This window comes from Pedobacter sp. (assembly GCF_041645105.1).
In the GTDB taxonomy this organism is placed as follows: domain Bacteria; phylum Bacteroidota; class Bacteroidia; order Sphingobacteriales; family Sphingobacteriaceae; genus Pedobacter.
This window is the reverse complement of record NZ_JBAZQQ010000001.1, coordinates 50402-76889: the sequence shown is the minus strand read 5'-3', so window position 1 is coordinate 76889 and position 26488 is coordinate 50402. Positions and strand designations below refer to the sequence as shown.

Annotated in this window: 19 protein-coding genes; 16 read left to right on the top strand and 3 right to left on the bottom strand. The window is 36.8% G+C overall.

Annotated features, from left to right (window positions below; translation table 11 throughout):
- The first annotated feature begins 28 nt into the window (after positions 1–28).
- The 5 genes from WC623_RS00260 (at position 29) to WC623_RS00240 (ending at position 9374) form a co-directional block, all read left to right on the top strand.
- Positions 29–1234: a FecR family protein gene (locus WC623_RS00260; protein ID WP_372847541.1), complete on the top strand. Its 1206-nt coding sequence runs from the start codon at positions 29–31 to the stop codon at positions 1232–1234.
- Between the two features lie 208 nt (positions 1235–1442).
- Positions 1443–4973: a SusC/RagA family TonB-linked outer membrane protein gene (locus tag WC623_RS00255; RefSeq protein ID WP_372847540.1), complete on the top strand. Its 3531-nt coding sequence runs from the start codon at positions 1443–1445 to the stop codon at positions 4971–4973.
- Between the two features lie 12 nt (positions 4974–4985).
- Entirely contained in the window at positions 4986–6467 is a 1482-nt protein-coding gene (locus WC623_RS00250; RefSeq protein WP_372847539.1) for a RagB/SusD family nutrient uptake outer membrane protein, read from the top strand.
- 9 nt (positions 6468–6476) lie between these two features.
- A complete protein-coding gene (locus WC623_RS00245) occupies positions 6477–7997 on the top strand; it encodes a redoxin family protein (protein ID WP_372847538.1) in 1521 nt (506 codons plus the stop codon).
- Between the two features lie 33 nt (positions 7998–8030).
- A complete protein-coding gene (locus WC623_RS00240; RefSeq protein WP_372847537.1) occupies positions 8031–9374 on the top strand; it encodes a TlpA family protein disulfide reductase in 1344 nt (447 codons plus the stop codon).
- A 76-nt stretch (positions 9375–9450) separates the two neighbouring features.
- Here the strand turns inward: WC623_RS00240 and WC623_RS00235 are convergent, their stop codons facing one another.
- Positions 9451–12339: a triple tyrosine motif-containing protein gene (locus tag WC623_RS00235; protein ID WP_372847536.1), complete on the bottom strand. Its 2889-nt coding sequence runs from the start codon at positions 12337–12339 to the stop codon at positions 9451–9453.
- A gap of 266 nt (positions 12340–12605) precedes the next feature.
- On the opposite strand from WC623_RS00235, the gene WC623_RS00230 reads away from it, so the two are divergent.
- The 7 genes from WC623_RS00230 to WC623_RS00200 all read left to right on the top strand — a co-directional run bounded on the left by WC623_RS00230 (position 12606) and on the right by WC623_RS00200 (position 22814).
- The gene (locus WC623_RS00230) at positions 12606–15608 is read left to right on the top strand and encodes a SusC/RagA family TonB-linked outer membrane protein (RefSeq protein WP_372847535.1); all 3003 of its coding nucleotides are present in this window, start codon (positions 12606–12608) and stop codon (positions 15606–15608) included.
- Between the two features lie 22 nt (positions 15609–15630).
- On the top strand, positions 15631–17286 hold the full coding sequence (locus WC623_RS00225; RefSeq protein WP_372847534.1) for a RagB/SusD family nutrient uptake outer membrane protein: 1656 nt from the start codon (positions 15631–15633) through the stop codon (positions 17284–17286).
- 154 nt (positions 17287–17440) lie between these two features.
- On the top strand, positions 17441–18217 hold the full coding sequence (locus WC623_RS00220; RefSeq protein WP_372847533.1) for a family 16 glycosylhydrolase: 777 nt from the start codon (positions 17441–17443) through the stop codon (positions 18215–18217).
- A gap of 64 nt (positions 18218–18281) precedes the next feature.
- Positions 18282–19232 carry a TIGR01212 family radical SAM protein gene (locus tag WC623_RS00215; protein ID WP_349784732.1) on the top strand — a complete coding sequence of 317 codons (951 nt, stop codon included), beginning with the start codon at positions 18282–18284 and terminating at the stop codon, positions 19230–19232.
- A gap of 438 nt (positions 19233–19670) precedes the next feature.
- A complete protein-coding gene (locus WC623_RS00210; protein WP_372847532.1) occupies positions 19671–21038 on the top strand; it encodes an ammonium transporter in 1368 nt (455 codons plus the stop codon).
- A gap of 103 nt (positions 21039–21141) precedes the next feature.
- Entirely contained in the window at positions 21142–22170 is a 1029-nt protein-coding gene (locus WC623_RS00205) for a porin (RefSeq protein WP_372847531.1), read from the top strand.
- Between the two features lie 62 nt (positions 22171–22232).
- Positions 22233–22814, top strand: a complete 582-nt coding sequence (locus tag WC623_RS00200) for a DUF4468 domain-containing protein (RefSeq protein ID WP_372847530.1) — start codon at positions 22233–22235, stop codon at positions 22812–22814.
- Positions 22815–22817: 3 nt separating this feature from the next.
- Here the strand turns inward: WC623_RS00200 and WC623_RS00195 are convergent, their stop codons facing one another.
- The gene (locus tag WC623_RS00195) at positions 22818–23291 is read right to left on the bottom strand and encodes a ribonuclease H-like YkuK family protein (RefSeq protein ID WP_372847529.1); all 474 of its coding nucleotides are present in this window, start codon (positions 23289–23291) and stop codon (positions 22818–22820) included.
- A 218-nt stretch (positions 23292–23509) separates the two neighbouring features.
- Here WC623_RS00195 and WC623_RS00190 point away from each other — a divergent pair, with 218 nt between their 5' ends.
- From WC623_RS00190 to WC623_RS00180, 3 genes are read left to right on the top strand one after another with little or no spacing between them, the layout of a single operon-like run.
- Positions 23510–23728, top strand: coding sequence for a hypothetical protein (locus WC623_RS00190; RefSeq protein WP_372847528.1), 219 nt, complete (start codon positions 23510–23512; stop codon positions 23726–23728).
- Between the two features lie 26 nt (positions 23729–23754).
- Positions 23755–25062 (top strand): DEAD/DEAH box helicase, encoded by a 1308-nt coding sequence (locus tag WC623_RS00185; RefSeq protein ID WP_372847527.1) that lies wholly within the window; start codon positions 23755–23757, stop codon positions 25060–25062.
- A 1-nt stretch (position 25063) separates the two neighbouring features.
- A complete protein-coding gene (locus WC623_RS00180) occupies positions 25064–25315 on the top strand; it encodes a DUF1456 family protein (RefSeq protein ID WP_372847526.1) in 252 nt (83 codons plus the stop codon).
- 15 nt (positions 25316–25330) lie between these two features.
- On the opposite strand, the gene WC623_RS00175 is transcribed toward WC623_RS00180, so the two are convergent.
- A complete protein-coding gene (locus WC623_RS00175) occupies positions 25331–25942 on the bottom strand; it encodes an alpha-ketoglutarate-dependent dioxygenase AlkB (protein WP_372847525.1) in 612 nt (203 codons plus the stop codon).
- A 251-nt stretch (positions 25943–26193) separates the two neighbouring features.
- On the opposite strand from WC623_RS00175, the gene WC623_RS00170 reads away from it, so the two are divergent.
- A complete protein-coding gene (locus tag WC623_RS00170; protein WP_372847524.1) occupies positions 26194–26403 on the top strand; it encodes a hypothetical protein in 210 nt (69 codons plus the stop codon).
- Positions 26404–26488: the final 85 nt, after the last annotated feature.

Sequence of the window (26488 nt, the reverse complement as noted above, 5' to 3'; positions counted from 1 at the left end):
CGTAAAGATCAGGATTTATAAAGAGAAAATGGACAAAAGGCGACTGCAAAAAATATTGATTGCATACTCAACTAATGAGATTCAGCTGAAAGATTATAATGAACTGATGGATTTGGTCTCAGAATCAAGTTATAATGAGGAACTATATGCTTTTATGAAAGAGGTATGGAATAGCAGTCCGATCGAGAAATCTTTCACTGATTTACAGTCTGATATGCTATTTCAACGAATCGTTGGAGATAGTCGTTTTAAACAATTGCCAATTCAAAAGCAAAACAAAATGATTAAGCTGTGGCGTAGTGTTGCTGCAGCTGCAGTAGTGCTGATCACTTTGTCGGTCGCTCTTTTCTTTTATACCAATAAAAATATATTTATAGGATCAGGGAAATCGGATTTTACGAAATACGATCTGAAGCCTGGAGGTAACCATGCAGTATTAACCCTTGCGGATGGACGTAAGATTGAATTAACAGATGCGGCCACCGGAAAAATTGCAGAGCAAGCGGGTGTGTCTATTCAGAAAACGGCAGATGGACAAATTGTTTATGAGGTAGCTTCTCAAACTAAAGGAAAAAATGGTGTTGAGCAAGGATTTAACATAGTGTCGACCCCAAAGGGTGGACAATATCAGGTGAATTTGCCTGATGGTACAAAAGTTTGGTTAAATGCAAATTCATCATTGAAATTTTTAGCGGCCTTTACAAGTCATAAAAAGCGGGTTGTAGAGCTGACTGGAGAAGGATACTTCGAAGTGGCAAAAGCAAATAAACCTTTTATAGTAGAAACAAAAGAACAAGAGGTTGAAGTTCTGGGTACACACTTTAACATCAGTAGTTATTCTAATGATGGAGAAACAAAAACCACTTTATTAGAAGGACGGGTAAAAGTTAGCACCGGTAATGTGAAAAATAATGCAGAAGATGTTATACTTAAACCTGGGCAACAAGCCTTATTAAACGCAGGGCAATTAAACGTTAAAGCTGTAGATGCAGGAGCTGAAGTAGATTGGAAAAGTGGTTATTTTATATTCAAAAATGAAGATATGCGCAGTATCATGCGCAAAATAGAACGCTGGTATGATGTGGAAATCGTTTTTGCGAAGGACTTTAACAACCGCTCTTACGAGGGCTCAATATCCCGCTTTAAAAATATATCAGAAGTATTAAGGAAATTCGAACTCACAGGAAATATTCACTTTAAAATGGAAGGAAGGAGAATTACCGTTATGCCATAGATCTTTACGTATAACTGGGTAATATATAAGAACCAGGAGTGATTCGAGCCACTCCCGGTAGTTTTATAGGGTTACCCTTCAAATTGCAGTTAACAACCATATCAACTAACCCCATCAAATCAAAAGTATGAAATTTTACCTACAATTTTTGCAGGTTTATAGTGCCTATATATGGCAAAAAATACCAGTACCGTCAAAACGAACCATCATGCGAATTAATTTAACTTGCATCGTTCTCCTGATTAGTTTACTTCAGGTTAGTGCATCAACATTTGCACAGAAAATCAATCTGTCGAGAAATAATATCACCTTACAGCAACTATTTCAAGAAATTAAAGGCCAGAGTGGCTATGATTTTCTGTATGAGCCTAATGAATTAAAGATTGCAAAGCGAGTAAATGTAAATGCTAGCAATACAGATCTTAAAGTATTGCTGGATGATGTGTTTGCAAATCAACCTTTAACCTATGCAATTGACCAGAATACCATTGTGGTGAGAAAAAAGGGAGTAAGTGTTTTAGAAAAGATCGCTTATCTTTTTAAATCTATAAATGTAAAAGGCGTTGTAGTAGATGAAAATGGTGGTGCACTACCTGGTGCTACGGTTAAAGTAAAGAATGGAACAAAAGCTGTTATAACCAATAGCAACGGACAGTTTGAGTTATCTGGTGTAGAGGAAAATACAACTGTTGTTGTGTCTTATATAGGATATAAAAACAAAGAAGTCAATGTAGGTAATGGACAGGCTTTAAAAATACAGATGGAACCAGAATCATCAAGTCTGGAGGGTGTGATGGTAACGGGTTATCAGAAAATATCAAAAGAACGCGCTACAGGTTCATTTAGCCAGGTAGGTAGAGAAGCTTTAGACCGTCGACCGGTATCAAACTTATCCACAGCATTACAAGGTACAGTTGCAGGTATGCAGGCTAAAGAAAATGCGGATGGTAGTGTGGATTTCTTAATCCGTGGTAATACTACCTTATATGCAGACAGAAAGCCTTTGGTTGTAGTTGACGGTTTCCCGATTTCAAATAGTGATTTCTCTGACATAAATCCTAATGACGTTGAATCAATTACGGTCTTAAAAGATGCTGCGGCAGCTTCAATATGGGGTGCACGTGCTGCAAATGGGGTAATTGTTATAGTTACCAAAAAGACAAAAGCTGATACGAAGCTTAAAATTGAAGCTAATGTGTTTTCAAGAATATCAAATAGGGTAGACCTTGACCAGGTGCTGATGCAAGCTAATTCGGCTGATCATATCGCTTATGAACGTAAAGCTTTTGAAAACAATTGGGTCTTTGATCAATTTGCTGGATCTTTTGGAGATATTGATAAGTCGCTTACCCTGGCGCAAGAGTTGATGTATGCCAATGATGCAGGTACCATAAGTAAAGCGGAAATGGATGCTGGACTTGATCGTTTAAGTAAAATCAGTAACAGGTCGCAACTTCAGGATTTACTGATGCGTAAAGCAATTTTAAGCCAGTATAACGTAAATCTGCAGTCGGGCACTGAACGATCTAAAACGTATGTGTCTTTAATGTATGAGAATAATAAAGGTTCTTATATTAAAAATGGCTATGATCGTGTGAACCTTAATTTTAACAATGATTATAAGATTTCTAAGATTCTGAATTTTAACCTTTCTGCTAATTTACAGTATAAAGACCAGGAAAATGGTGGAGCAACAATAGCTGAAATGCAAGAGCTTTCTCCGTATGAAATCTTGTTAAATTCTGACGGGAGTTATGGAACGAATTTAAAGGACTATAACCGCCAGCAACTTTCACTTATTCCGTATGATAAATTTACATATTCTGACTGGTCATATAACTTATTACGTGAGGTGAAAGGCCGCAATTTGAAAAGTGAGACACTGAATGCAAGAATTCAGGCGGGACTGAACTTAAAAGTCATGAAAGGATTAACTTTTGATACTAAGTTTCAATATGAAAGAGCAAAGACTGATTATAATGATTTTTATGATGAAAGTACCTTCTATGTTAGAAAGTTGGCGAACAGCATGACGGAATATAATGATAATACTAAAACTTTAGGGAAAGCTTATATTCCAAAAGGTGGTATTTTAAAGGGGCGTGAGTTTACCAGATCTAACGGAGCCAAATATGATGTTAATCATATGGACGTGGAAAGTTATTTGTTAAGAAATCAGCTCAATTTCGATAAAAACTTTGGAACCAAACATAGTATTTCTGCAATTGCAGGTATGGAAATTGCACAATATACCACAAATCAACGTGCCAATCCATATGTTTACGGTTATTATTCGGATAAGCTTCAGGCTGCCACGCCTCCATATGGTTATGGCAGTTCTGTTGATCAGTTTAAGGATTTTGAAGGTAAGAATGCTACTGTTCCAGGTGGAAATACTGTCTTTGATTGGGGACGTACTAAGTATGTTTCTTTCTATAGTAATGCATCCTATACATATGATGATAAGTATACTCTTACAGGAAGTGTGAGAAGTGATGCTTCTAACTTTATTACTGATGATCCAAAACTGCGCTGGTCGCCATTGTGGTCTGTTGGTGCAAAATGGAATGCGAAGAATGAAGCATTTATGGATAAACTGAATTTTATAGATAGGTTAGATTTTCGTTTAACTTATGGTAAAAATGGCAATGTAGATGGTAGTACATCTACAAAGGCACTTTTAAGTATTGGTTCAGCACTGAACGGAAGTACGGGAACAATTACAGGTACTGTTGCTGATAATGGGAATCCATTTTTACGTTGGGAACAAACAACGAGCACAAACTTTGGGGTTGATTTCGCTTTATTAAACAACAAGTTGTTTGGATCAATAGACCTTTATAACAAAAAGGGAGAGGGAATTATTGGTATAGTAGCTTTACCATCTGCAACAGGAACAACAAGTCAGAAATTTAACAATGCCGGGATTACAAACAGAGGTATTGAAATTTCATTGGGGACCAATATTGCAATTCCAAATACGCCGATTCAATATAGTACCTCATTTAACTATGCCTATAATTATAACAACATCAATAGCTTGTATAATCCATCATTATACGTTTATCAGATGATGGATGGAGCCTTTGTAGAAGGAAGACCAGTAAATTCGGTTTACTCGTTTGATTATCTGGGAATGAGGGATGGAGTACCTTATGTTGCCGGACCTGATGGTACTTCGCAGTCGTTTAATGATGTGAGTTTATATAACAGGGGATTGGGCTTGCCTTTCCTGAATTATGAAGGTACAGAAACACCACCACATACCTTAGGTTGGGTAAATAACATCAAGGTGCAGAATTTTAACCTTACGGCCATATTTGTGGGGAAAATGGGGGGTGTATACCGCAACCCTACTTTCAATTATTCTACAACGGTAGGTTATGATAAAACTTTTGTAAATAAATATATCAGCGATGTATTGGCTGGTGATCCAAATATTCCAGGTTTTGGTAATCCTGATGAAACTAATCTTTATCTGTGGGATCGTTATACTCCAGTTTTGAGTGGTTTGGTAGAAAGCTCTTCTTATATAGAACTTAAAGAACTGACATTGGAATATAAGCTGTCGAAAAAACTGGCAAAAGTGATACAGATGAACAATGTTAAAGTTTTTGCTCAAACTCGTGATCTGGGTATGATATGGCATGCCAATAGTAAAGGGTATAACCCTGATTGGTTACCTGGTACAAACAGACCTGTTCAATCCTATACTTTTGGTGTAAACCTTCAATTCTAAGACCTATACATTATGAAATTAATAAAATCGATATTGATAATAACTGGGATCATTCTATTAGGAGGGTGTAAAAAATACCTTTCAGAAGAGCCTAAAAAACAAGCTAGTATTAAGACAATTGATCAACTGGAAGCCTTGGTAGACAATGCGACAGCTTTTGCTTTAGTTTATAGTGCAACTGCCGTTTATTCGACGGATGATACAGGGATTCCCAGGGATCTATATAAAAATAACGTAGTTGCTTTTACTATGGATGAAATTCAATACTATGTAAATAGTGTTGATGGAGTAGTTGCGCTTGCTTCAGATCTTTTATGGACGGGTGAATATAAAAAGATATTTACTGCCAATCTTATTCTTGCAAATGTTGATGAAGTGGCTGGAGATGAATCACGTAAGCAACGTGTAAAAGCTGATGCACATTTTATAAGAGCATATGCTTATTGGGTATTAGCCAATTATTATTGCGCACCTTATAATAATGCAAATTTAAATAGTTTAGGTTTACCACTTAAGAAAACGGTAGATTATAATGAGTCCTTAAAACGGTCCACATTAAAGGAAACTTATGATTTCATATTAGCAGATCTTTCTGAGGCGCAAAAAGTAGCAAATGATGAGGTTGATCCATTACGTGCCTGGAGAGTGAGTAAGAAAGCAATAGCTGCGTTTATGAGTCGTGTGTTCTTGTTTACCGGTGAGTATGACAAGAGTATAGCACAAGCAGATATTGCACTGACAAGTACTGTAGCTAAATTGGTAGACTACAATACTTTAAAGCAGGGGCTGTCAAAGTCATACACCAGTCCGGAAGCTAAATTGGAATATGTTGAGCAGAATGATTGGGGGGCATCTAAATATTTATACTGGTCCGAGTTTTTTTATACACGTTATGTTGCTACTCGTGGTCAATGGTATTTGCCAAGTGAAGATTTGCTGTCTGTTTATCATGATAAACAAAATGATCTGCGTTATAAGAGTTTTATGATCTCTAACGGAGGAAGAAGATTTGCTGTAATAACCCCGTCAGCATTCAGATATACAGTATTCTCTGATGGACAGTATATTCCTGAGGGACCCACTTTTTCGGAGGTTTTGTTAAACAAAGCTGAAGTGTTGGCGCGTAAAGGAAATATATCAGGTGCTATGGAAGCGGTAAATATTCTTAGAGGAAAGAGAATGAGAAAAGACATGCCTTTAACAGATATTTCTTTGACCGCCACAGATAAAGACGATGCTATCAAAAAGGTTCTGGAAGAAAGGAGAAGAGAAATGCCTTTTTCAATGAGGTGGTATGATATCCGCCGTTTCAGCGTAAATGAATATCCAGCAGATGATGTTACTGTTACTCGTGATTTCTTTGACGTAAGCCTCAGTGGGGTAAATGTAAATGCACCTAAGACTTATACTTTAAGTGCAAAACGCTTTTCGGTACCTATTAATGGTGTTGAAATGGATGCTGGTAAAGGTCAGATTGTACAAAATCCTTATTAATAAGAGTTTATGAAAAGATTTATAAAAATAGCCATGCTTTGCGGTATGGCTATACCAAGTCTGGCTATAGCTCAGCATAAAAAGACAGAAGTAGTTGCCAGTAAAAGCGAAATTTCAAAGTTGGCTAAGGCTGTAGAGGCTGCTCCAGATAGTTTAAGTTTCCATAATGCTTATCTGAAGGCAGTTGATGTAAATAATGCTAGTGTAGTTGCGCAGTACGACAAATGGATGAAGAAATTTCCTAAGTCGGCCATAGTACCTTATGCCATAGCCGAAGCTTATTTAAATGATGAAAGTCCTAAAGCAAAACCATATTTGTTAAAAGCAGTCGCTATTGATCCCAAATTTGCAGAAGCCTGGGATGGGCTATGGATAGATGCACAACGCTGGGGCGATTTTAAGAGTGGAGATGAGTACTTGAAAAAGGCAGCAGAGAGCGATCCTCAAAATGCAGCTTATGCATTTTATTATTCAAGTAGTTTTGAGGATAAAGATCCGCAAATGTATCATGATTTAACAATGGATGTTGTAAAACGTTTCCCTGAAAGTGATCGCGGAGCTCAGGCTTTATACTGGTATGCTACTCGTTCTAAGGCTATTGCTGATAAGTTGAAATATTTTGAGTTGTTGCGCAAAAGCTATTCGCCAGCAAAGTTTAACTGGTCTTCAAGTGGTATGACTTCCTATTTTGATCTATTGCTGATGGAGGATGCAAAAAAGGCTTTAGCCCTGGCTGAGGATATGGCTAAGATTGAAAAACATGAAAAGGAGTGGGCTAATTTAAAGCTGCAAGCGCAACGTGTTAATGATGCCGGTGATTTAGCAAAAAATAACAAGCTTTCGGAAGCTATGTCTCAATTAGATCAGGTAAAGGTTCCGAGGTACTTTAAATTTAACAAAGAGCTTATTTTTTTAAAAGCAGAAATGGAAAGCTCAGCGGGTAAAACCAATACTGCATATACGTCATTGATTACTTCATTTGCTAAGCAACCGAACACGAAGTTAATCTGGGCAATCATGGGTATGGGGGCAAAATTAGGTAAGGATCCACATCAGGTAGATGCTGATATTATGAAGTATATCAATGATAACGCTAAACCTGCAACACCTTTTTCGTTGAAAAATTACTTTACGTCCAGCCAGACATCATTGTCCGATTATAAAGGCAAAGTAGTATTACTAACCTATTGGTTTCCCGGTTGTGGTCCATGTAGGGGTGAATTCCCACATTTCGAAAATGTTGTCAGTAAGTTTAAAGGACAGGATTTTGATTATGTGGGTATTAATATTGTCTCAGAACAAAATGATTACGTAGTTCCGTTTATGAAAGGAAGTGGTTACAGTTTTACGCCCTTAGAAGATGTTAAAGGAAGAGTAAAAGGTAATCTGGATAACAGAGGGGCTGCACCTGTAAACTTCTTAATAGACAAGCAAGGTCGTGTTGTCTTCTCAAATTTCAGAACTGATGGAGATAATGAAGATGAATTAGAATTGATGATTAAAATGTTGTTAGCTGATAAAAAGCTATAATTTAAAATGTTGTAATTGAATTATTAAATAGAAATGTTAAAAAAACTGATCGTAATTTCCTGCCTGGGTTTATTTATAATGGGTGGTGCATCTGGACAGCAGAAATCGGGTTTAATTACCATAAAAGGTCAATTGAAAGGCTTTAGTAATCAAACTGAGATCGCGGATTTGTCAGAATTTCAATACTTACTCCCTCCTTCAGCAGAAAGAGTAATTGTGCCTGATGCAGATGGGAATTTTAGTATTAAATTTAAAGCAGCTCATGCCAGTTACTATCGTTTGGGTCGTAATACGCTTTATCTTTCTCCAGGCGACAATTTAGAAGTGTATATTGATCAAAGCAATCCTGGATTAGCTAGGTTTAATGGGCAGGGTGCCTCAGCAAATATTTATATGAAGAATACGCCTTTTCCTAAAGGAGGGTCATTTCTTGAAGCAGGTAAGAATCTAAAGGAAAGCCCGGAAGCTACCATAGCTATAGTTGAGGAGAAAGCTAATTTGCGTACTAAGGAGTTAGCAGGAATAAAAAATGTAAGTAAGGAGTTTATCCGCCTGGAAAATGCTCGTATTAAAGCAGATCTGATCAATAGTATCTATAGTGGAGAAGTGTATGGCCGTTACGTATTTAAATTAAAGGATTCAGCAGCTAAAGTTTATGCTGAGAATTATGTAAAAGCAATTGCTTCAACAGTGGCTAAGTATAGTAAGGGTTTTATTGATCCTTCTTTGATGAAATTGGTGGTATATCGGGATATTGCTGAAGAGGTGATAAAACAGGAAGGCAAAACGAACGACATTCGAACTATTAGTGAATGGTATGCGATAAGTACGTTGGTTGAAGATATGCAAAAAGTAAGCGACAAAAAAGTGCTGGCTACTTTTGAGCCAAAAATTGCTCAGTTTAAAACGGAAAGTTATAAAGCTGCTGCACGAAAAATGTTGCAGAAATTAATGTCTTTCGGAAAAGGCGATATGGCAGTGGATTTTATATCCGTTGACCTGAACGGGAATCAGGTATCATTGAGTAGCCTAAAAGGTAAAGTGATTTATGTTGACCTTTGGGCAACCTGGTGTGGGCCTTGTATGAAAGAAATGCCATATTACGAAAAGCTTAAACTACAGTATAAAGATAACCCGAATGTGGTTTTTGTCTCGCTTTCAATTGACGACAATGAAAAGCCATGGAAAAAAAGTGTAGAAGAGCGTAAAGCAGATGGATACCAGTGGTTAATCAACAGGTCAAAACTTCAGGCTTATAATATTGTAGGTATTCCTAGAAGCCTGTTGATTGATAAAGATTTTAAAATGGTAGATATGGATGCACCAATGCCTTCACAACCAGAAGTGATAACAGCTATTGATAGCTTGTTAAAGTAATTTTCTCAGTAGAGTTTATTAAAACACAAAGGCTGCCCCATTAATTTGAGGTAGCCTTTGTGTTTTAATGATTCTGTTATTTCAAGTTCGTTACCTGCAATAAATAGTCAAAAAGGTTGACTTCTGAAGAAAGATTCAGTTTCTTTCTTAATCTGTAGCGACCAACTTCAACACCTCTGATCGTAATACCCAATAGCTGGGCAATTTCTTTTGATGATAAGTTCATTTTCAGGTAAGCAGACATTTTAAGGTCATTCTGACTAAGATGTGGAAACTTCTGTTTTAGCGTGGCCAGAAAGTTATTGTGAACCTGATCAAAATGTAAGGAGAACTGGCTCCAGTCGTTATCACTTTTTTCTGTTTCATCCAGCAATTTTAACAGGCCTTTTATCTTTTCTGTATTCTTTTCATCTCCTTCAGGTTTCTGTAAGGCATATAAATCTTCTTTTATTCTGAGTAGTAACTTCCCTCTCTGTGCAAGGTGCATAGTTGTAATGGCCAGCTCTTTATTTTTGAAATTAACTTCGCTTTCTAACTTCTCATTCTTCAATTGTATAATTTCACTCTCAGATTTTTCAATATCCAGTTGATGTATTTTTTTAAGTTGCTGTTGAGCCTTAATATGCTTTTTTGCTTGCCATTTGATAAGTAGGTAAAGGAAAATGACAATAAGTAAGAAATAGACTAGGAACGCAATATTCGTTTGATACCAGGCAGGTAGAATCGTAAAAGTATAGGTAACTGGGGCAGTTTCGCTACCTAAGTTATTTCTGGATTTTACTTTAAAACTAAAAGTGCCATAAGGCAGATTGGTATAGTCTTTTTCACTTTTGGCCGACCAGTCTGACCAGTTTTTATCGAATCCTTCCAATTGGTAACTGAATTCGATGTTATTTTGTTGTTCAAACAATGTTGATGAGAACTCAAAACGAAGAGAGTTTAAGCTGTTTTTAATCTGTACAGGAGTTGCATCAATAGTAGCTGGAGTATGCCCTCCGTAAATAATACTGTCCTTTTTACCGAAAAGTGCCACTTCGGTTAGTAGAACATTGAGCTTTTTAACATTATGCGTGTATTTTAGATAATTGATATGGTAAATTCCCTTGTTGGCCCCTACAAAAATATTCTCTTTATCATAGGGATAGATGCTTTCAAAACCTGCCACTAGCTTTGAGTTTAGTTCAGGGAAATGAACAATAGTAAATGGGCCTTTTTTTGAGTTTTTTTGATAATCGACTACTCCAATTTCATTGTTGCTTACAAACCAGATATTGCCATCATTATCTTCTTTAAGGTATTGAAGCGGATTGTTGTTAAAAATGGGTTTAAAAAAGTCAGAAGGTACAAATCTGTTTTTCTGGGATATATATTCATAAACACCTTTTTCTGTCGCAATAACAATTCTGTTTTTAATATGGAATACAAAATTGTTTAGGGTTGATGGTAAGCCCTCTTTTTGGGTGAACAGATATTGTTTTATGATGTTTTTCCTATCGCTACTCAATTCCAGTTTATATACACCACGATAAGGATGTGAAGCCCATACTGTATTACTGCTTTGGTCATAGTGAACAAAACGTAAGGGTTCGGTAAGTCCGCCTATTGTGCCTTTATCTGTGAATTTTGAATTAGAAAACTCAATGTTATGCAAGCCATTATAGGTGCCGGAAATAATTCCAGAAGAAGGATAAAGGGAGGAGACTGCCTCAAACAGCCAGGTGCCTATATTGCTATAAATAGGCATGGCATTGTTTTTCTCAATGATGAAGGCACCGTCTTCATGTCCAAGTAATAGCTTCTGATTGATTTCATTTAAACTCCAGACCTGACCTTTGGTGTTTTTTACCTCCTGGAAATAGTTTTTGGAATAACTGATGTCTTTTATGCCAGGACTAAGCGGACTATAGAAAAGACCATTGGAGGTGCCCAGGTATAGTGTTTTGTCGAAAATTCTTGTAGAATAGCCCGTTACTTGTTTGTTTTTATCCGGGAATATCTGTTTAACCGGACTGTTATAGGCTACAAAGTCAATTCCATCGTCGAGGCCTAACCATAGATTTTGATCATAATCGATAAAAAGACTTCTGATATTATTTTTCTGCAGGCCTTCATCATAGGAGAACTTTTGAAGTACGTTTCCATTTTTATCGATGATAATGCAGGCGGCAGAAGTTGTGCCTAATGCAAATTGTTCATTATTGAGCTGGATAGCACAAAAAATCCTGTCGTTTTTGAAGATATTATCGGCATTTGTTATTTTTTTGGTAAGTACATGGTCCTTAAGGAGGAAGATTCCATTCTTTAATGTTGTAATCAGCGTGGTTTCTGCATCATAATTCAGAATTGCTGTTATGGTGTTATATTTCAGGTTAGCGTCTTCATTGATGATTTGCCATGCTCCATTCTTAAACCAGAATAAGCCTTTTCCTCTAATCTGTGCGTAAAGCTGATCATTGACTTTACCTATAAAGTCCCAAATTTCATTTGAGGGATAAACTTTGATTGCCTTGTCTTTTAGTTGGAAGATTTTTTCTACGGTTCTGAAGAAGACCTGGTCTTTTAGTATGACAATGTCCCAGATATCAGAAAATTGTCTATAATTTGATGGGATAAGTTGCTTTAAGGAAGTGTATTTTAATACTCCGTTTTGATCTGGGTAAAAATAACCGAACTCATCCTGGCCTCCAACATATATTCTTCCACTGGTATCTATTTTTAAGGAGCGAATGATAGTTTTGTTTGGAAGCGGATAAAGTTTCCAATATCTTCCGTTAAAAGTCAGGAGGCCTTCATTGTTTGCAAAGTACATGATGCCACTTTTATCCTGCTGGATATCCCAGTTCTGAATGCCTCCTTTATAGGTCGTATTGCTGTAATTTACAATCTGTGGTAAGCCGATTGGATTTTGAGCCCTTAAGATGGATACCGAGAGATTTATTAAAACAATTAACAACAGATTCTTCATGAAATGGTATTAAGAGCGGTTTTTTTAGTTTGTGTAGTATTAATGTAGTAGGGCTGAGCAGGCTAAGTTATAAATTAAAATACATTGTATTGTTTTTATAGTAGGCAGATTTTCGAGGTTTAAAAAGCTTCTGAATAAATTTGAATTACATATGTGTTCATAGGACAACTAAACTAAACTACTATTGAACTGCTAACCAAAATAAACCAATTAAATTAAAAACAAGCAAATTTATGAGAGAGAACTACAAAAAAGTGCTCGGGTTAATGACATTAATTATTCTCCTGTTTTCTTCCGTCAGTTCTTTTGCACAGCAAAAGATGATTAGTGGAAGGGTTGTAGATGGTTCGGACAATTCTACTTTACCAAGTGTAAGTATTAAAGTAAAGGGAACGCAAAAAACAACATCTACAGATGTAAATGGTAAATACGAAATATCAGTGGCTGATAATGATGTATTAATATTTACTTATATAGGTTTCCAGGTGCAGGAAGTGCCTGTCGCCGGCAAAACAGTTTTAAATATTGTTTTACAATCATCAAATCAGCAAATGCAGGAAGTGGTTGTAGTTGGTTATGGTAGCCAAAAGAAATCTGATATAACAGGCGCTGTTTCTACGGTAAGTATGGAAAAGGCAACAGCAATTCCGACAACCAACGTAGCAGAGATGCTTAGAGGACAGGCTGCAGGAGTGCAGGTGACTTTAGGTTCGGCCAGGCCTGGTGGTACTTCCAATATTCAGATCCGGGGAAGAAACTCTATCCGTGGAGGAAATGATCCTTTAGTTGTACTCGATGGATTTCCGATAGAAAATATCAACGATGTGAATCCCGAAGATATAGCTTCAATAGAGGTTTTAAAAGACGCTTCGGCGCAAGCTATTTATGGAGCAAGGGCATCAAATGGTGTGATTCTGATTACTACAAGAAAAGGTGCTACTGGTAAAATGACGGTAGGTATAAGTTCTTATTTCACTGCGCAAAGACTGACGAAGAACTTTGACCTGTATAATGCAGAAGAGTTTGCTCAATTTAGAAGAGAAGCAAAAAGAACAAATAATCCAGATGGCTCGTACAGTACAGATGAAGTTAACTTTGGTGGTTCAGCGCAAGCGCCGGAGTATATCAACTTTAAAGCTGGTAATTATGTGAACTGGGAGGATGCAGTTTTAAGGGATACCTGGTTAAGCAGTAATACGGTAAGTTTAAGTGGAGGTACAGACAATACAAAAATATTTACCAGTGCTACTTATTTTAATCAATCGGGTTTAATACCATCTTCTGCTTATAAAAGAGGTTCATTCAGATTCAACATAGATCAGAAAATCAATGACAGGGCAAGTATTGAAGCTAACATCAATATTGCAACAGATAAGCAAAGAAGGGAATCGGCCAACCTGGACTTTATAACTATTTCTCCATTCACAGGTCCTTATGACCTGAACGGAAACCTGGTGAGAAATGTGGCTGGAGCAAATGCAAGTAGCAGCACAATAAATCCTTTGTGGAATATTCGTGAGTCTGATAACGAGATTAAAAACAATTTTTATAACCTTAATCTTGTTGGAAACTATAAATTCAGTGAAAATTTCAGTTATAAACTGAATACTTTATTTAGCAGGAAGTTTGCAGATGAAGGTACTTATCTTTCTAAACTACATTCGGCAGGTGTTACTCCCAATGGAAGTGCTACACTTGCAAATGTGCTGAGAGAAGAGTTTTTGGTAGAAAATATTCTTAATTATAAAACAGAGATCAATGAAATTCACAAGCTGGACTTCACCTTTGTACAATCAATAAATCAACGCAATACTTCCAGGACGTTAATGACGGGAACAGGGTTTGGGAATGATTTGTTGGGTTTTGATGGGATTACCAATGCCTTGAATTTTAAAACAACACGTGCAGAAGAACAATATAGATTGTCTTCCTTTTTAGGTAGGGCACGATATAACCTAATGGATAAATATTTATTAACCTTAACGGCTCGTCGTGATGGTGCATCGGTATTCGCAGAGAACAAGAAATGGGGGTTCTTTCCTGCGGCTTCCGTTGCATGGCAAATGCATAGGGAGAACTTCCTGAAAGATGTTAAGGTTATTGATCAGTTGAAATTCAGAGCCAGTTATGGTGCTGTTGGAAACCAGTCTTTAAATCCATATACCACCTTAGGTGTAGTAGATGCAAACCCGTATATATTTGGTGGGGTGATTGTAGGAGGGAATCTTCCGGGGACTGTGCTACCTAATCCCAATTTAACCTGGGAAACATCGACCACTTTTAATGCAGGCTTTGATTTCGGATTGTTTGGAAACCGAATTACTGGATCAATGGAGTATTATAATACACAAACTACAGACTTACTAGCTGATATCTCATTAGGTGGGACATCGGGATTTAGTTCTACAATTACCAATGGAGCAGCATCTAAGAATAAAGGGATAGAATTGTTATTAACCGGCCAACTGATTAGAAATTCTAAAATGAACTGGTCAGTAACAGGTACATTCGCTAGAAATACCAATGAAATTGTTAAAACGGGAATTGTTGATGTCAATGGAAAGCCCAAGGATGATTTAGGTAGAAGCAGATATGTCGGTCGTCCAATAAATATAATACGTACCATGGTTTTTGATGGTATTTTCCAGACTGATGCAGAAGCGTTGGCTTCGGCACAAGGTTCAAAAGGAGGTACGGTAACACCATTCCAAAGTTTAGCGACTTTATATGCAGGAGCGATCCGACTTAAAGATGTAAACGGTGATGGCATCATCAATGATCAGGATAATGTGATTATTGGTACAGATCCAAAATGGTTCGGTTCAATCTCTACTAATTTTGAATACAAAGGTTTTGAATTGCTGGCAGATTTATATATTGTAGAGGGTGCAACCCGTTACAATCCATATCTGGCAAGTTTTAATGAGGGTGGAACTTTCCAATCTGTAAGGAATGGTATCAAAGTAGATTACTGGACACCGGAACGTCCATCAAATAAATATCCACGTCCTAATTATAACAATGCTCCGTCGAACATTACGGCTTTGGGTATTGCAGATGCATCATATGTAAGGTTAAGAACACTTTCATTGGGTTACAGCTTGCCATCATCATTGATCAATAAGGCAGGTGTAAGCAATGCTAAAATTTATTTAACAGGAACAAACCTGTTTACCATTACAGATTATAAATCCTATAGTCCGGAGAATAATCCAAATGATTTTCCAGATACAAAGGCATTTACATTGGGTCTGAAAGTTGGATTTTAATTAACCCTAAAAGAAATTAGAAATGAAAAAGCATTATATAAATATCAGGATAGCAATTGTAGTCTTAGTTGCTGTGATGAGTTTCTCTTCTTGTAAGAAGTTCCTGACAGAGGAGCCTACTTCTCAATTTACAGCAAATTTTGTTTACAATACTCCGGAAGGGTTAGAGTCTGGAGTGGTAGGCTTGTATAACATACAACGTGCCTTTTATGAGAACCAGGCTAATAATGGCTCAAATCCAATAGTGATTGATTCCAGAGATGATCTGACAGTTCCACGTGGTGGAGAGATTTCCAATTATGGCTTGATGAAATCGGGTACTCATGCTGATAATAGCGGTGTTTATTCAGATTATTGGAGGACTTATTACCGTATTGTGGATCGTTCTAATGCGCTGATACAGGCGGCAGAGAAGATTCAGGTTATGGATGAAAAGCGTAAAAATAAAGTACTGGCTGAGGCTAAATTTTTTAGAGCAAACTCTGTGTTTATTTTGTTTAAACTGTTTAATAATATTTATGTGACTACGGAGCCGACTACGCCAGAGAATGCATTAAATATTATTCAGGATAAAACTCCGGAGGCTGATATCTATAAGTTGATTAAGGATGACTTGACCTTTGCTATTGCCAATCTGGAATGGACAACAACGGAAACAGGACGGATTACGCAGGGGACTGCCCGTCATGTGAAAGCAGAAGTTGCACTTTGGCAGAAAGACTGGTTGGAGGCAAAATTGCAGTCGGAAGCTGTAATAAATTCTGGTCGTCATAACTTGGTTGCTCAGACTGGATTGGTTTTTAAAGGTGATTTAAACCATTCAGAAGCATTGTGGGCATTACAGTGGAAACGTCAGGTAAATGGCTCTGCTTATAAAATAAACTTTAACCTGATGCCAAATTATGCTGAGCTTATTCCGGGTTCGAAGTATAGTATTGAACAAGGGGGGAGAGGCTTTGGATGGTTAACGTTGAATAACTATTTACGTGATCTGTTAAAAGAAGATCCAAATGATACCAGGATGAAGGGTTCATATTATATACAAGATTATGTATATAATGATGCCGCAACTTTACCGGCGGGAAAAGTATTGGGACAGAAAATTGTCCATGCAACGTGGCAGGAGTTTGCTCCTGTGGCAGCAGACAGGAATGCTTTCTTTATTCGCTTAAATGCAGGTTGTAAAAAGTATTTCCCGGATGATGGCATTCCAACAGAAGATTCGCAGACAAAAAACCTGATGGTATACAGATCTGCTGAAACCTATCTTTATGCTGCGGAAGCCAATATGATGCTTGATGATAATGATAAGGCCTTGTTCTATCTGAATGAAGTACGCTTCAGAGCCAATACGGCTAGGTTAACAGGGATTGTAACTATTGAAGATATATTAGATGAGGGGGCCAGGGAGCTGGCATTTGAAGGCCGTAGATTTTATATGTTGAAAAGAACCGGGAAGCTTTATAACTATGTTGTAGATCATGCTGGTTATGGAAAGGCAGGTGACTTGACGGTCGAGAATGCTCCGGGTCATGCCAATACTCCTTCAGATCCATTCCCATATCGTTCGGATGCCAGAAGAGTAATGAGACCTTATATGGTAAATTGGGTTATACCAAGGTCAGAGTTGAATTTGCTTGGACCAAATTATCCACAGAACGACGGATATCCGAAATAAATTTAAGGGGCTGCCAGGAAAATACAATTTTTGGGTAGCCCTTAATACGCCCTCATTTTTTAAAAAAAAACAATTAAATTCTGGAAATGTCTGGAATGATTAATCTTTATTAATTTTAGTAATGTTGAGATATACTTTAATAATCGTTTTAAGCATGCTTGTTATTACCTCTTGTCAGGTAAAGAATTCGAAAAAATCTATAGATAACTATACGCTGGTATGGTCTGATGAGTTTGATTATACCGGCCTGCCTGATAGTACCAAATGGGGATATGAAGTTGGTGGAAGCGGTTGGGGTAATAATGAATTGCAGTATTATACAAAAGCCGATACTTTAAATGCGGTAGTGAGAAATGGAAAACTATTCATAACAGCGAGAAAAGCTGATATTGAAGGGAAAAAGTATTCGTCGGCACGTTTAAGTACTAAAGGTAAGGCAGAATGGACTTACGGTAAGATAGAAATTAATGCGAAATTGCCTGCAGGGAGAGGTTTATGGCCTGCGTCATGGATGCTTGGGGCTAATATCAATGAAGTAGGATGGCCCGAAAGTGGAGAAATTGATATTATGGAGCACGTAGGTTTTAGCAGGGATTCCATCTTTGGTACAATTCATACATCTGCATATAACCATATTAAAGGAACGCAGAAAGGTACTACCGCTTTTATAAAGAATCCATATACAGAATTTCATACCTATTCTGTTGAATGGACACCTGAAAAAATGGATTTTATGTTAGATCATAAAGTATATTATACGGTAATTAATGAGCATAAAACGAATGCTGAATGGCCATTTGATCATCCGTTTTATCTTTTATTGAATATTGCAATAGGTGGGAACCTGGGTGGAAAAGAAGGAGTTGATGAAAATGTGTTTCCAGCAGTAATGGAGGTTGATTATGTAAGGATTTATCAAGCAAATAAGTAGTAATGATCATCATCCTTATTTGAATAAATTAAAAAGCCGTACTTTTGCAGAAAATAAAAGCAAATTGGGAACTCTGTTAGATTTAGGTATTAAGGGATATAATAATTACGGTACGCATCTTAAACAAAAGTATAAGGGGCAGCGTGTGTTTAAAGTAATTGTTGATGGAGGATTTACATGTCCTAATCGCGATGGCAGTAAAGGCTATGGTGGTTGTACCTATTGCAACGTTGATTCATTTACACCGGAGCTTTCCCGAAAGTTACCTACTATCCGCGAACAATTAGAACAGGGGATGGAAAGAGGGAAAGGCTTTTATAAAGCTGATAAGTTTATTGTTTACTTCCAGCCTAATACGAATACCTATGCGCCTGTGCATTATTTGAAAATGATGTACGATGAGGCCTTATCTATAAATACTGATGATGTTGTAGGCTTTTCTGTAGGAACAAGACCTGATTGTATTGATGCGGAAAAGGTAGCCTTGCTGGAAAGTTACACCGATCGGTTTGATGTAGATCTGGAGATGGGTATGGAGTCTATATATGACGAAACCCTGAATCAGATCAATAGAGGCTGTAGTCATGGGGAGTTTGTAGAAGCTGTAAAGTTGCTTGAAAATACAAAGCTAGACCTTTGTGTACATACTATTTTTGGTTTTCCCTGGGAAACTGAAGAAATGATGCTGGAGTATATTCATGAAATTAACCGATTCCCGCAAATTAAATTCGTTAAATTCCACCATCTTCATATTGTTGAAGGTTCTATAATGGGTGTGAAATATAAGAAAGAACCTTTCAAGCTATTCAGTCTTGAAGAATATACTGATCTGTTATGCAAATTGATTCCATTATTAAGGCCTGATATCGTTATTCAGCGCTTATTTGGAATTTCTGATTGGGATTTACTTATTGCACCCAACTGGGGATTGAATAAATCTGCTATCCAAACTTATATTGATAAGGAAATTGAACGCAGAGGAGTAGTTCAAGGCTCCGAATATTTGCCTAAATAGGTAAAATCAATAAAATCATTCATTAATTCTGTTTTTCGCCTTTTTGAGAGGTGTATTTTGCTCGTGTTTATCATTCTGTCTAAAATTTAATCTCATTTTAGGTCAATTGGTGATTTTGTTTTGTTGTTTTTGTGTTTTTTATATCTTTTGTTTGTTGTTTTTGGTCTTTTGGCAGAATATTTTTCAATAAATATCTCAATTAGTGTGATTTTTATTTATTTATCAAAAAATAACTCCATTTTTTGCTATAATGTTATGTTGGTTTTGATTTTTGCCATATAAATTACTATAGTTTTATAGTTTTTGCAATTTTTATGTGTAAAAATTATTGATTTTACTGTGTTTTTGTTGGTGTGTTTTGAATTTTACAAAAATAAAACGCTTTATTTGTGGAGTAATTAGACAAACAAACATTATTAACAATAAAAATCAAATATTATGGCAAAAGTTTTATTCAAACAGTGGGGTCCCTTTGCAGTTTTACTTGCAATTGCAATTATTGCACTATTTATTCCCCTGCTTCCGAACTTTGACGAAGGAAAATACAGCGGACCAGACATTGCATTCGTCCTAATTGCATCAGCTTTAGTGTTTTTAATGACTCCAGGCTTAGCATTTTTCTATGGTGGTATGGTTCATCGTAAAAATGTACTCTCTACAATGATCAAAAGTGTGGTTGCTGCAGGAGTTATAACTGTTTTATGGATAGTTGTAGGTTTCAGTCTTGCTTTTGGGGATTCAATCGGAGGTCTTATTGGTAATCCTTTAACATTCCTTTTCTTTCAGGGAGTAAATTCCGGACCAGCATGGGGAACGATTCCTCTTTCATTATTTGCAGTATTTCAACTGATGTTTGCAATCATCACTCCAGGACTGGTAGTTGGTGCAGTTGCAGAACGTATTCGTTTTACTTCTTACATTCTATTTATTGTACTATTTGCATTGTTTGTATACTCGCCGTTAGCACACTGGACATGGCATTCAGATGGTCTACTATTTAAGATGGGAGTACTTGATTTTGCGGGAGGTACTGTGGTACATATTTCTGCTGGTATGGCAGCCTTAGCTGGTGCTTTAGTACTTAAAAGAAGAAAAAGCCATTTGGAACACAAAGAAGTGCCACCTGCTAATATACCATATGTATTAATTGGTACAGGATTACTGTGGTTCGGTTGGTTTGGTTTTAATGCAGGATCAGCATTGGGTGCAAATGCATTGGCTGTTTCAGCATTCTTAACAACTAACATTGCAGCTGGTTCTGCTGGTTTATCCTGGATGTTTTTTGATGTGTCAAGAGGGAAAAAACCATCGGTGTTAGGTTTCTGTATCGGTGCTGTGGTTGGATTGGTAGCAATTACGCCAGGAGCTGGCTTTGTGAGTATTCCTTCTAGTATTTTCATCGGCGTATTTGCTGCTGTAATATCGAACCTTGCCGTTTCATGGAAACAAAAAACTTCATTGGATGATACATTAGATGTGTTCCCTTGTCATGGTGTAGGTGGTATTGTTGGGATGTTGCTTACTGGTGTATTTGCAACTAAAACTGTGAATGCAGCAGGAGTAGACGGCTTATTGTACGGGAATGTAGAATTCTTTTTAACTCAGGTAAAAGGTGCTGCAATAGTTATTGTGTTCAGCTTTGTGATGTCGTTTATCATCTTCAAACTAATTAACCTTGTACAGCCAATTCGCGTTACTTCTGAAGAAGAAGAAGAAGGATTAGATGCTAGTCAGCACAATGAAAAATACTCACAAGGTACCTTGATCGTGGAATCAACCGGTGAGGAGCTTCAGAATGCTTTTTAAGAAATAATGAACAAGGATTAAAGAGTAAGCTAGTCTTTAGTCCTTGATTCTTAATCATTACGCTAACAAAATCAACCTAAACCCAAACCAAACCTAACAGATTATGAAATTAAGATCAGTATTAACTTTAGCATCTTTAACATTGGCCTCTGCTACTTATGCACAAGAGACGACGGAAGCACCGCTTCAAATTTCCGGATCAGTAGATACGTATTTCAAATACGATTTTGCTAAAGCGCCTAATATCAGTACGTATTTTGCAAATGAGCATAATTCGGTTTCTATCGGCATGATTGATCTGGCATTAAAGAAAACTACCGGTAAAGCATCATTTGTTGGGGAATTGTCTTTTGGACCACGAGGACAAGCCCAGTCACTTGTACCGAGTGCTGATGGTGAATCGTTTCATATTCAGAATTTGTATGTAAACTATGCCTTTACTGAGAAGTTTAGTATGACTGCAGGTTTTATGGGGACTTTCATTGGGTACGAAGTGATTTCCCCTGCAGCTAACTTCAACTATTCTACCTCTTACTTATTTGGAGCAGGACCTTTTCAGAATGCCGGTGTTAAAGGTACCTATGCATTCTCTGAAAAGGTCAGCTTAATGTTGGGTTTGTTTAATGAATGGAACACTTATTCCGCATCTCGTGGGGTGTCAAGTGTTGGTGCACAACTAATGGTGTCTCCTGTTGAAGGCTGGACAGCCTATATCAATGGTTTACATGGCCTGGATGCATATGGAAATTATAGTACAATTGTTGACCTGACTACAGCATATCAGGTTGATGAGAAAATTAAAATAGGTTTAAATGCTGCAAATCTTAGCGCTGGTGATGATAAGGTAGGATATACAGGTGTAGCTTTGTATCCACAATATGCCTTTACTCCTTCAGTAGGTCTGGGAATAAGAGCAGAGTATATGAATTTCAAAGGGATTTCAGGAGCCCCGGATGCGAGTGTATTATCTGGAACCTTATCTGCAAATATTAAAGCAGGTGGGTTGACTTTTATTCCAGAGGTTCGTTTTGATAATGATAAAGATTTATCACAGGGTTTTCTTAAAAGTGATGGAATTACAGCTACAAAATCAGCTTCACAATTCTCCCTGGCTGCAGTATACGCATTTTAGTCTCGATTATATTATCTTGAGCCACCGGGATATATCCGGTGGCTCTTTTATATCTTTATGTTATGAAACTTTCAACTCTGATTATTTTATTGTTTTTTACAGCGACAGGATTTGCACAGGAAAAAGCATTGTCTACTGATGACAGGGGTAAGCTCATCTATTATGAAGTGGTGAACTTAAAAGAGGTGTCAGCTGATTCTTTAAAATCCAGAGTAAAAGCTTTTCTAAAAAAAACACCGAAAACATTAAAACTGAAGTCGGCCGATACGGATTCATTGATGTATATCACGGGAAAACTGATCATCAATAAAACAGCGTTGGTTTTGAGTCGCCCATCAGGCGAAGTTCTTTATAACTTTTATGTAGAATCAAAAGACGGCAAATACCGTTTTTGGATGACTGATTTCAATTTTATCTCCTACCAAAGGGATCGGTATGGGAATTTTGTGCCATCCACTGCAGTAGGAATCCCATTAGAGACTAAACCTGGCAAATTGAATTCAGCAGAATGGAATGGCTATGTAAAGGCCACAGCCAAAGAGCTAAATGTTTTTGCCGAACGTTTTAAAGAAGCGATGATGAAAAAAGTCATAACTCCAGCAGTGGTTGCGCCATCGGCTGTTGGCCCTCATCAAAAATGGTAAGTTCTAATGTACCATTTTATCAGCACAAGTTGAGCTGGCAAATGCTTCTGGCTTAGCCTTAAATATAAAACCCATACTTAAAATATACCCCATTGCTTCATTTAAGGCTTTGTTGGATTTGAACATCGGATTGGTGTTGATGTCTGCATGAACTTCCAGATCAACACGATATAAGTCTAATAAGTCGCAAATAGAGTATGCCGTTTCAATTGATTTCTGTACTTCAAACAGCATTCTCTCTTTGATGCTCATTTTATGAGCCGTTTTTTCCTGGTGGATGTACATAAACCCTCCATGGTGTTCTCTTAATAAAACAATTACAGTAGCAAAATCTGTGTAGGCACCCTTTACCTGTGAGTCAGTTCCGATGCAAACTTTAAGCCGGTAACCGTTGTCACTCTCTCTGATGATGGCATTTTCTACTTCTTCTAAAATGGACGAGTGGATAACTTCGCCGCTAAATTTCTTCCAGGTCATACGTTATTGGTGTTAATATTTAAACAACCCGTATACAGGTTTCCTAAAAATAGGTGGATAAAATTAAAAACGTGTTAAGTTGTTATTGTTTAATTGCTAACAAATATCTAGTTGTCAACACTTTAATTTATATTTAAACTCTTTTGATGTAGAGTTGTTACAATAAGGCGGGGGTGCTCCCGTTAAATAAACAGAACCATTAACTAAATATAAGCATTATGAAAGCAGAATTGTTAAATGAATTTACTTTATTGCAACGTAGCCTGGCTTCAGTTGATTATGATGAAATGGTAGAAGAGCAGGTTTATGTACCAATTAAGCGGGTTAATAATAAGATGCATACCTGGATTTCTGAAAGAGGGCACATGCTGATGAACCTGGATGCCCGATTAAACAGTTCTTTGAGGTATCTAAGGAAGAAATATCTAAAATTTTAATGCTCTAATTCCACTATCTTTACCAAATGATGGTAGAAAAGATATTGGAGAAATTAAAGATTACTTCCCTGAATCAAATGCAGCTGGATACATTAGCAGCGGGAAAAAATGGGAGTGATGTAGTTTTGCTGGCACCTACAGGTTCTGGTAAAACACTAGGTTTTTTACTTCCGGTATTAAACAACCTAAATGCGCAGTCTCAAGGTGTACAAGCTTTAATTCTTGTGCCATCCAGGGAGTTAGCCTTACAGATCGAATCTGTGTTCAGACAAATGTCTACCGGATTTAAAGTGAACTGCTGTTATGGGGGCCATCCTGTAAAAACAGAAAGAAATAACTTTGAAGAACCACCTGCGGTATTAATCGGCACACCAGGAAGGATTGCATATCATTTGCGACATGAAAATTTCGACGAGTCGGCCGTTACTACATTAGTGTTGGATGAATTCGATAAAGCATTGGAGTTTGGTTTTCAGGAAGATATGTCTTATATCATTCGTAAGTTACTTTCCTTGAAACAAAGATTCTTAACTTCAGCTACTGCCATGGATGAAATTCCTGATTTTACAGGGATCGGTAAACCAGTAGAGATAAACTATCTGCAAAATGCAGAGGTCGCACCAGATTTAAAGCAAAAAAAAGTAACAACTACTGCAGAGGATAAGTTGGCAACTTTGTTAAAGTTGATCTGTAAAGTTGGCAATAAAAACATGCTGATCTTTTGTAACCATAGGGAGACTGTTGATCGTATTAGTGATTTGTTAATAGATCAGGATCTTGCACATGATATTTTTCATGGTGGTATGGAACAGGATGAACGTGAGCGTGCATTATTGAAATTTAGAAATGGCAGCATCAAAATTTTGATCACGACTGATCTTGCTTCAAGAGGTCTGGATATTCCAGAGGTGGAGTGTATTATTCATTATCAATTGCCCTATACAGAAGATGCCTTTTTGCACCGTAATGGGCGTACCGCACGTATGAATGCAAAAGGTACGGCATATCTGATTATTGCTGATGATGAGAAATATCCATTCTTAAAAGCTGAAATCGAAACAGAAAGTCTTAAAGGTGATTTTAAATTGCCTCGCGATAGTGAGTGGCAGACCTTATACATTGCCGCCGGTAAAAAGGATAAAGTAAACAAGATAGATATTGTAGGCCTGCTCTTGAAAAAAGGAGGCTTGCAAAAGGAAGATGTTGGCTTGATTGAAGTAAAAGATCAGGCTTCTTATGTAGCTGTAAAGCGTAAAATGGTAAATAATATTTTAAAGGCGCTGGCTAACGAGAGAATAAAGAACAAAAAGGTTAAGATTGAAATAGCAATGTAAAATGAGTAATAACGATATTTTTAAAAAACTCCGTGTAGCGTTATCGCTAACAAATGACGATATCATTAAGATAATGGAATTGGTACAATTTAAGGTGAGTAAAAGTGAGCTTGGTGATATTTTCAGAGCTGATGATCATCCCAATTTTAAGAAATGTGGAGATCAGATTTTACGTAATTTTTTAAATGGACTGGTGATTTATAAAAGAGGACCAAGGCCTCCAAAACAAGAAAATCCAGTGCTAAAAGGTTAATCTAGTTCTTCCTTTTTATTTATTCTCAATCGTTCTGAAAGTAAGATTTACTCTGGCTTTGTGCGTTTGTTTGGTAGGGGGGAGTCTGTGCAGCCAATGGCTTTGGGTTTCATCTTTCATTACAAGTAAGCTACCGTGTTCTAAGATTAAGGAGACGGTTTGCTTATTCTCTTTGTGTTTAAAGGCAAACTTTCTTTCTGCGCCAAAACTCATAGATCCAATGGCACCATTTTTTTTCAAGTCTTTTTCACCATCGCTATGCCATGCCATGCCCTCTTCTCCGGTATGATAAAGATTAAGGAGGCATGAGTTGAATTTTTCTCCTAATGTTTTTTCTGCAATTTCTTTCAATTCAAGCAATGCGGCAGTCCAGGGTAACGCTCTTTTCGTGGTATTAGAGTATGTGTATTCAAATTCTTTATCACCGTACCAGGCAACCTTTCTCTTTGTTAATATGTGTTTACCAAAAATGACAGCCTCATCATTTTTCCATTCTATATTGTTCAATAATTCATCCAGATAATGATTGGCAGTTTGAGTTGACATTAATCTGCCATAATAGATTACCGTACCATTGTATGGTAGTAAGTTGCGTTGTTCATCTGTTTCACTGCTGAATAAGTCCATTTTTTTAATTCAGGTCATTTTTGTAAAGTTATTATATTTCTATGATTGACCTTGTTTTAATTATCTAACTTTCGTTAGAACTGCTATGCATTAAGGCGTCAATAAATTGATGATTGAGTCGATTATTTGTATAAAAGGTTAAAGAATTAATTTAAATGTAATTTTATATTTATATAAGTTGTTTTATCTATGTTTGAGAATGATGTTGATACGAGTTTTATGTTGTTCACATCGAGATTTATATGAATATTATGAAAATGACATTAGGGGAGAAATTCAGGCTTTTAAGAGAACGTGCTCAAAAAGATGAAAGGGAGATTTCTGAAATTTTAATGCTATCGTTAACAACATATAAGAGGATAGAGGATGATTTTATTTATCCTAAGGATTATTTGATCAGGAAGGCTGCTGAATTGTATGGTTTGGATTATGATGGTTTTCTGAAAATTGGTGAGGAATAAATTGATATTGGAATTAATTTACTGAGAAAAAGCTTAAAACATTTTAATAAAGCGGTTTAAATTACTTTATTTGAAGACGTAACCA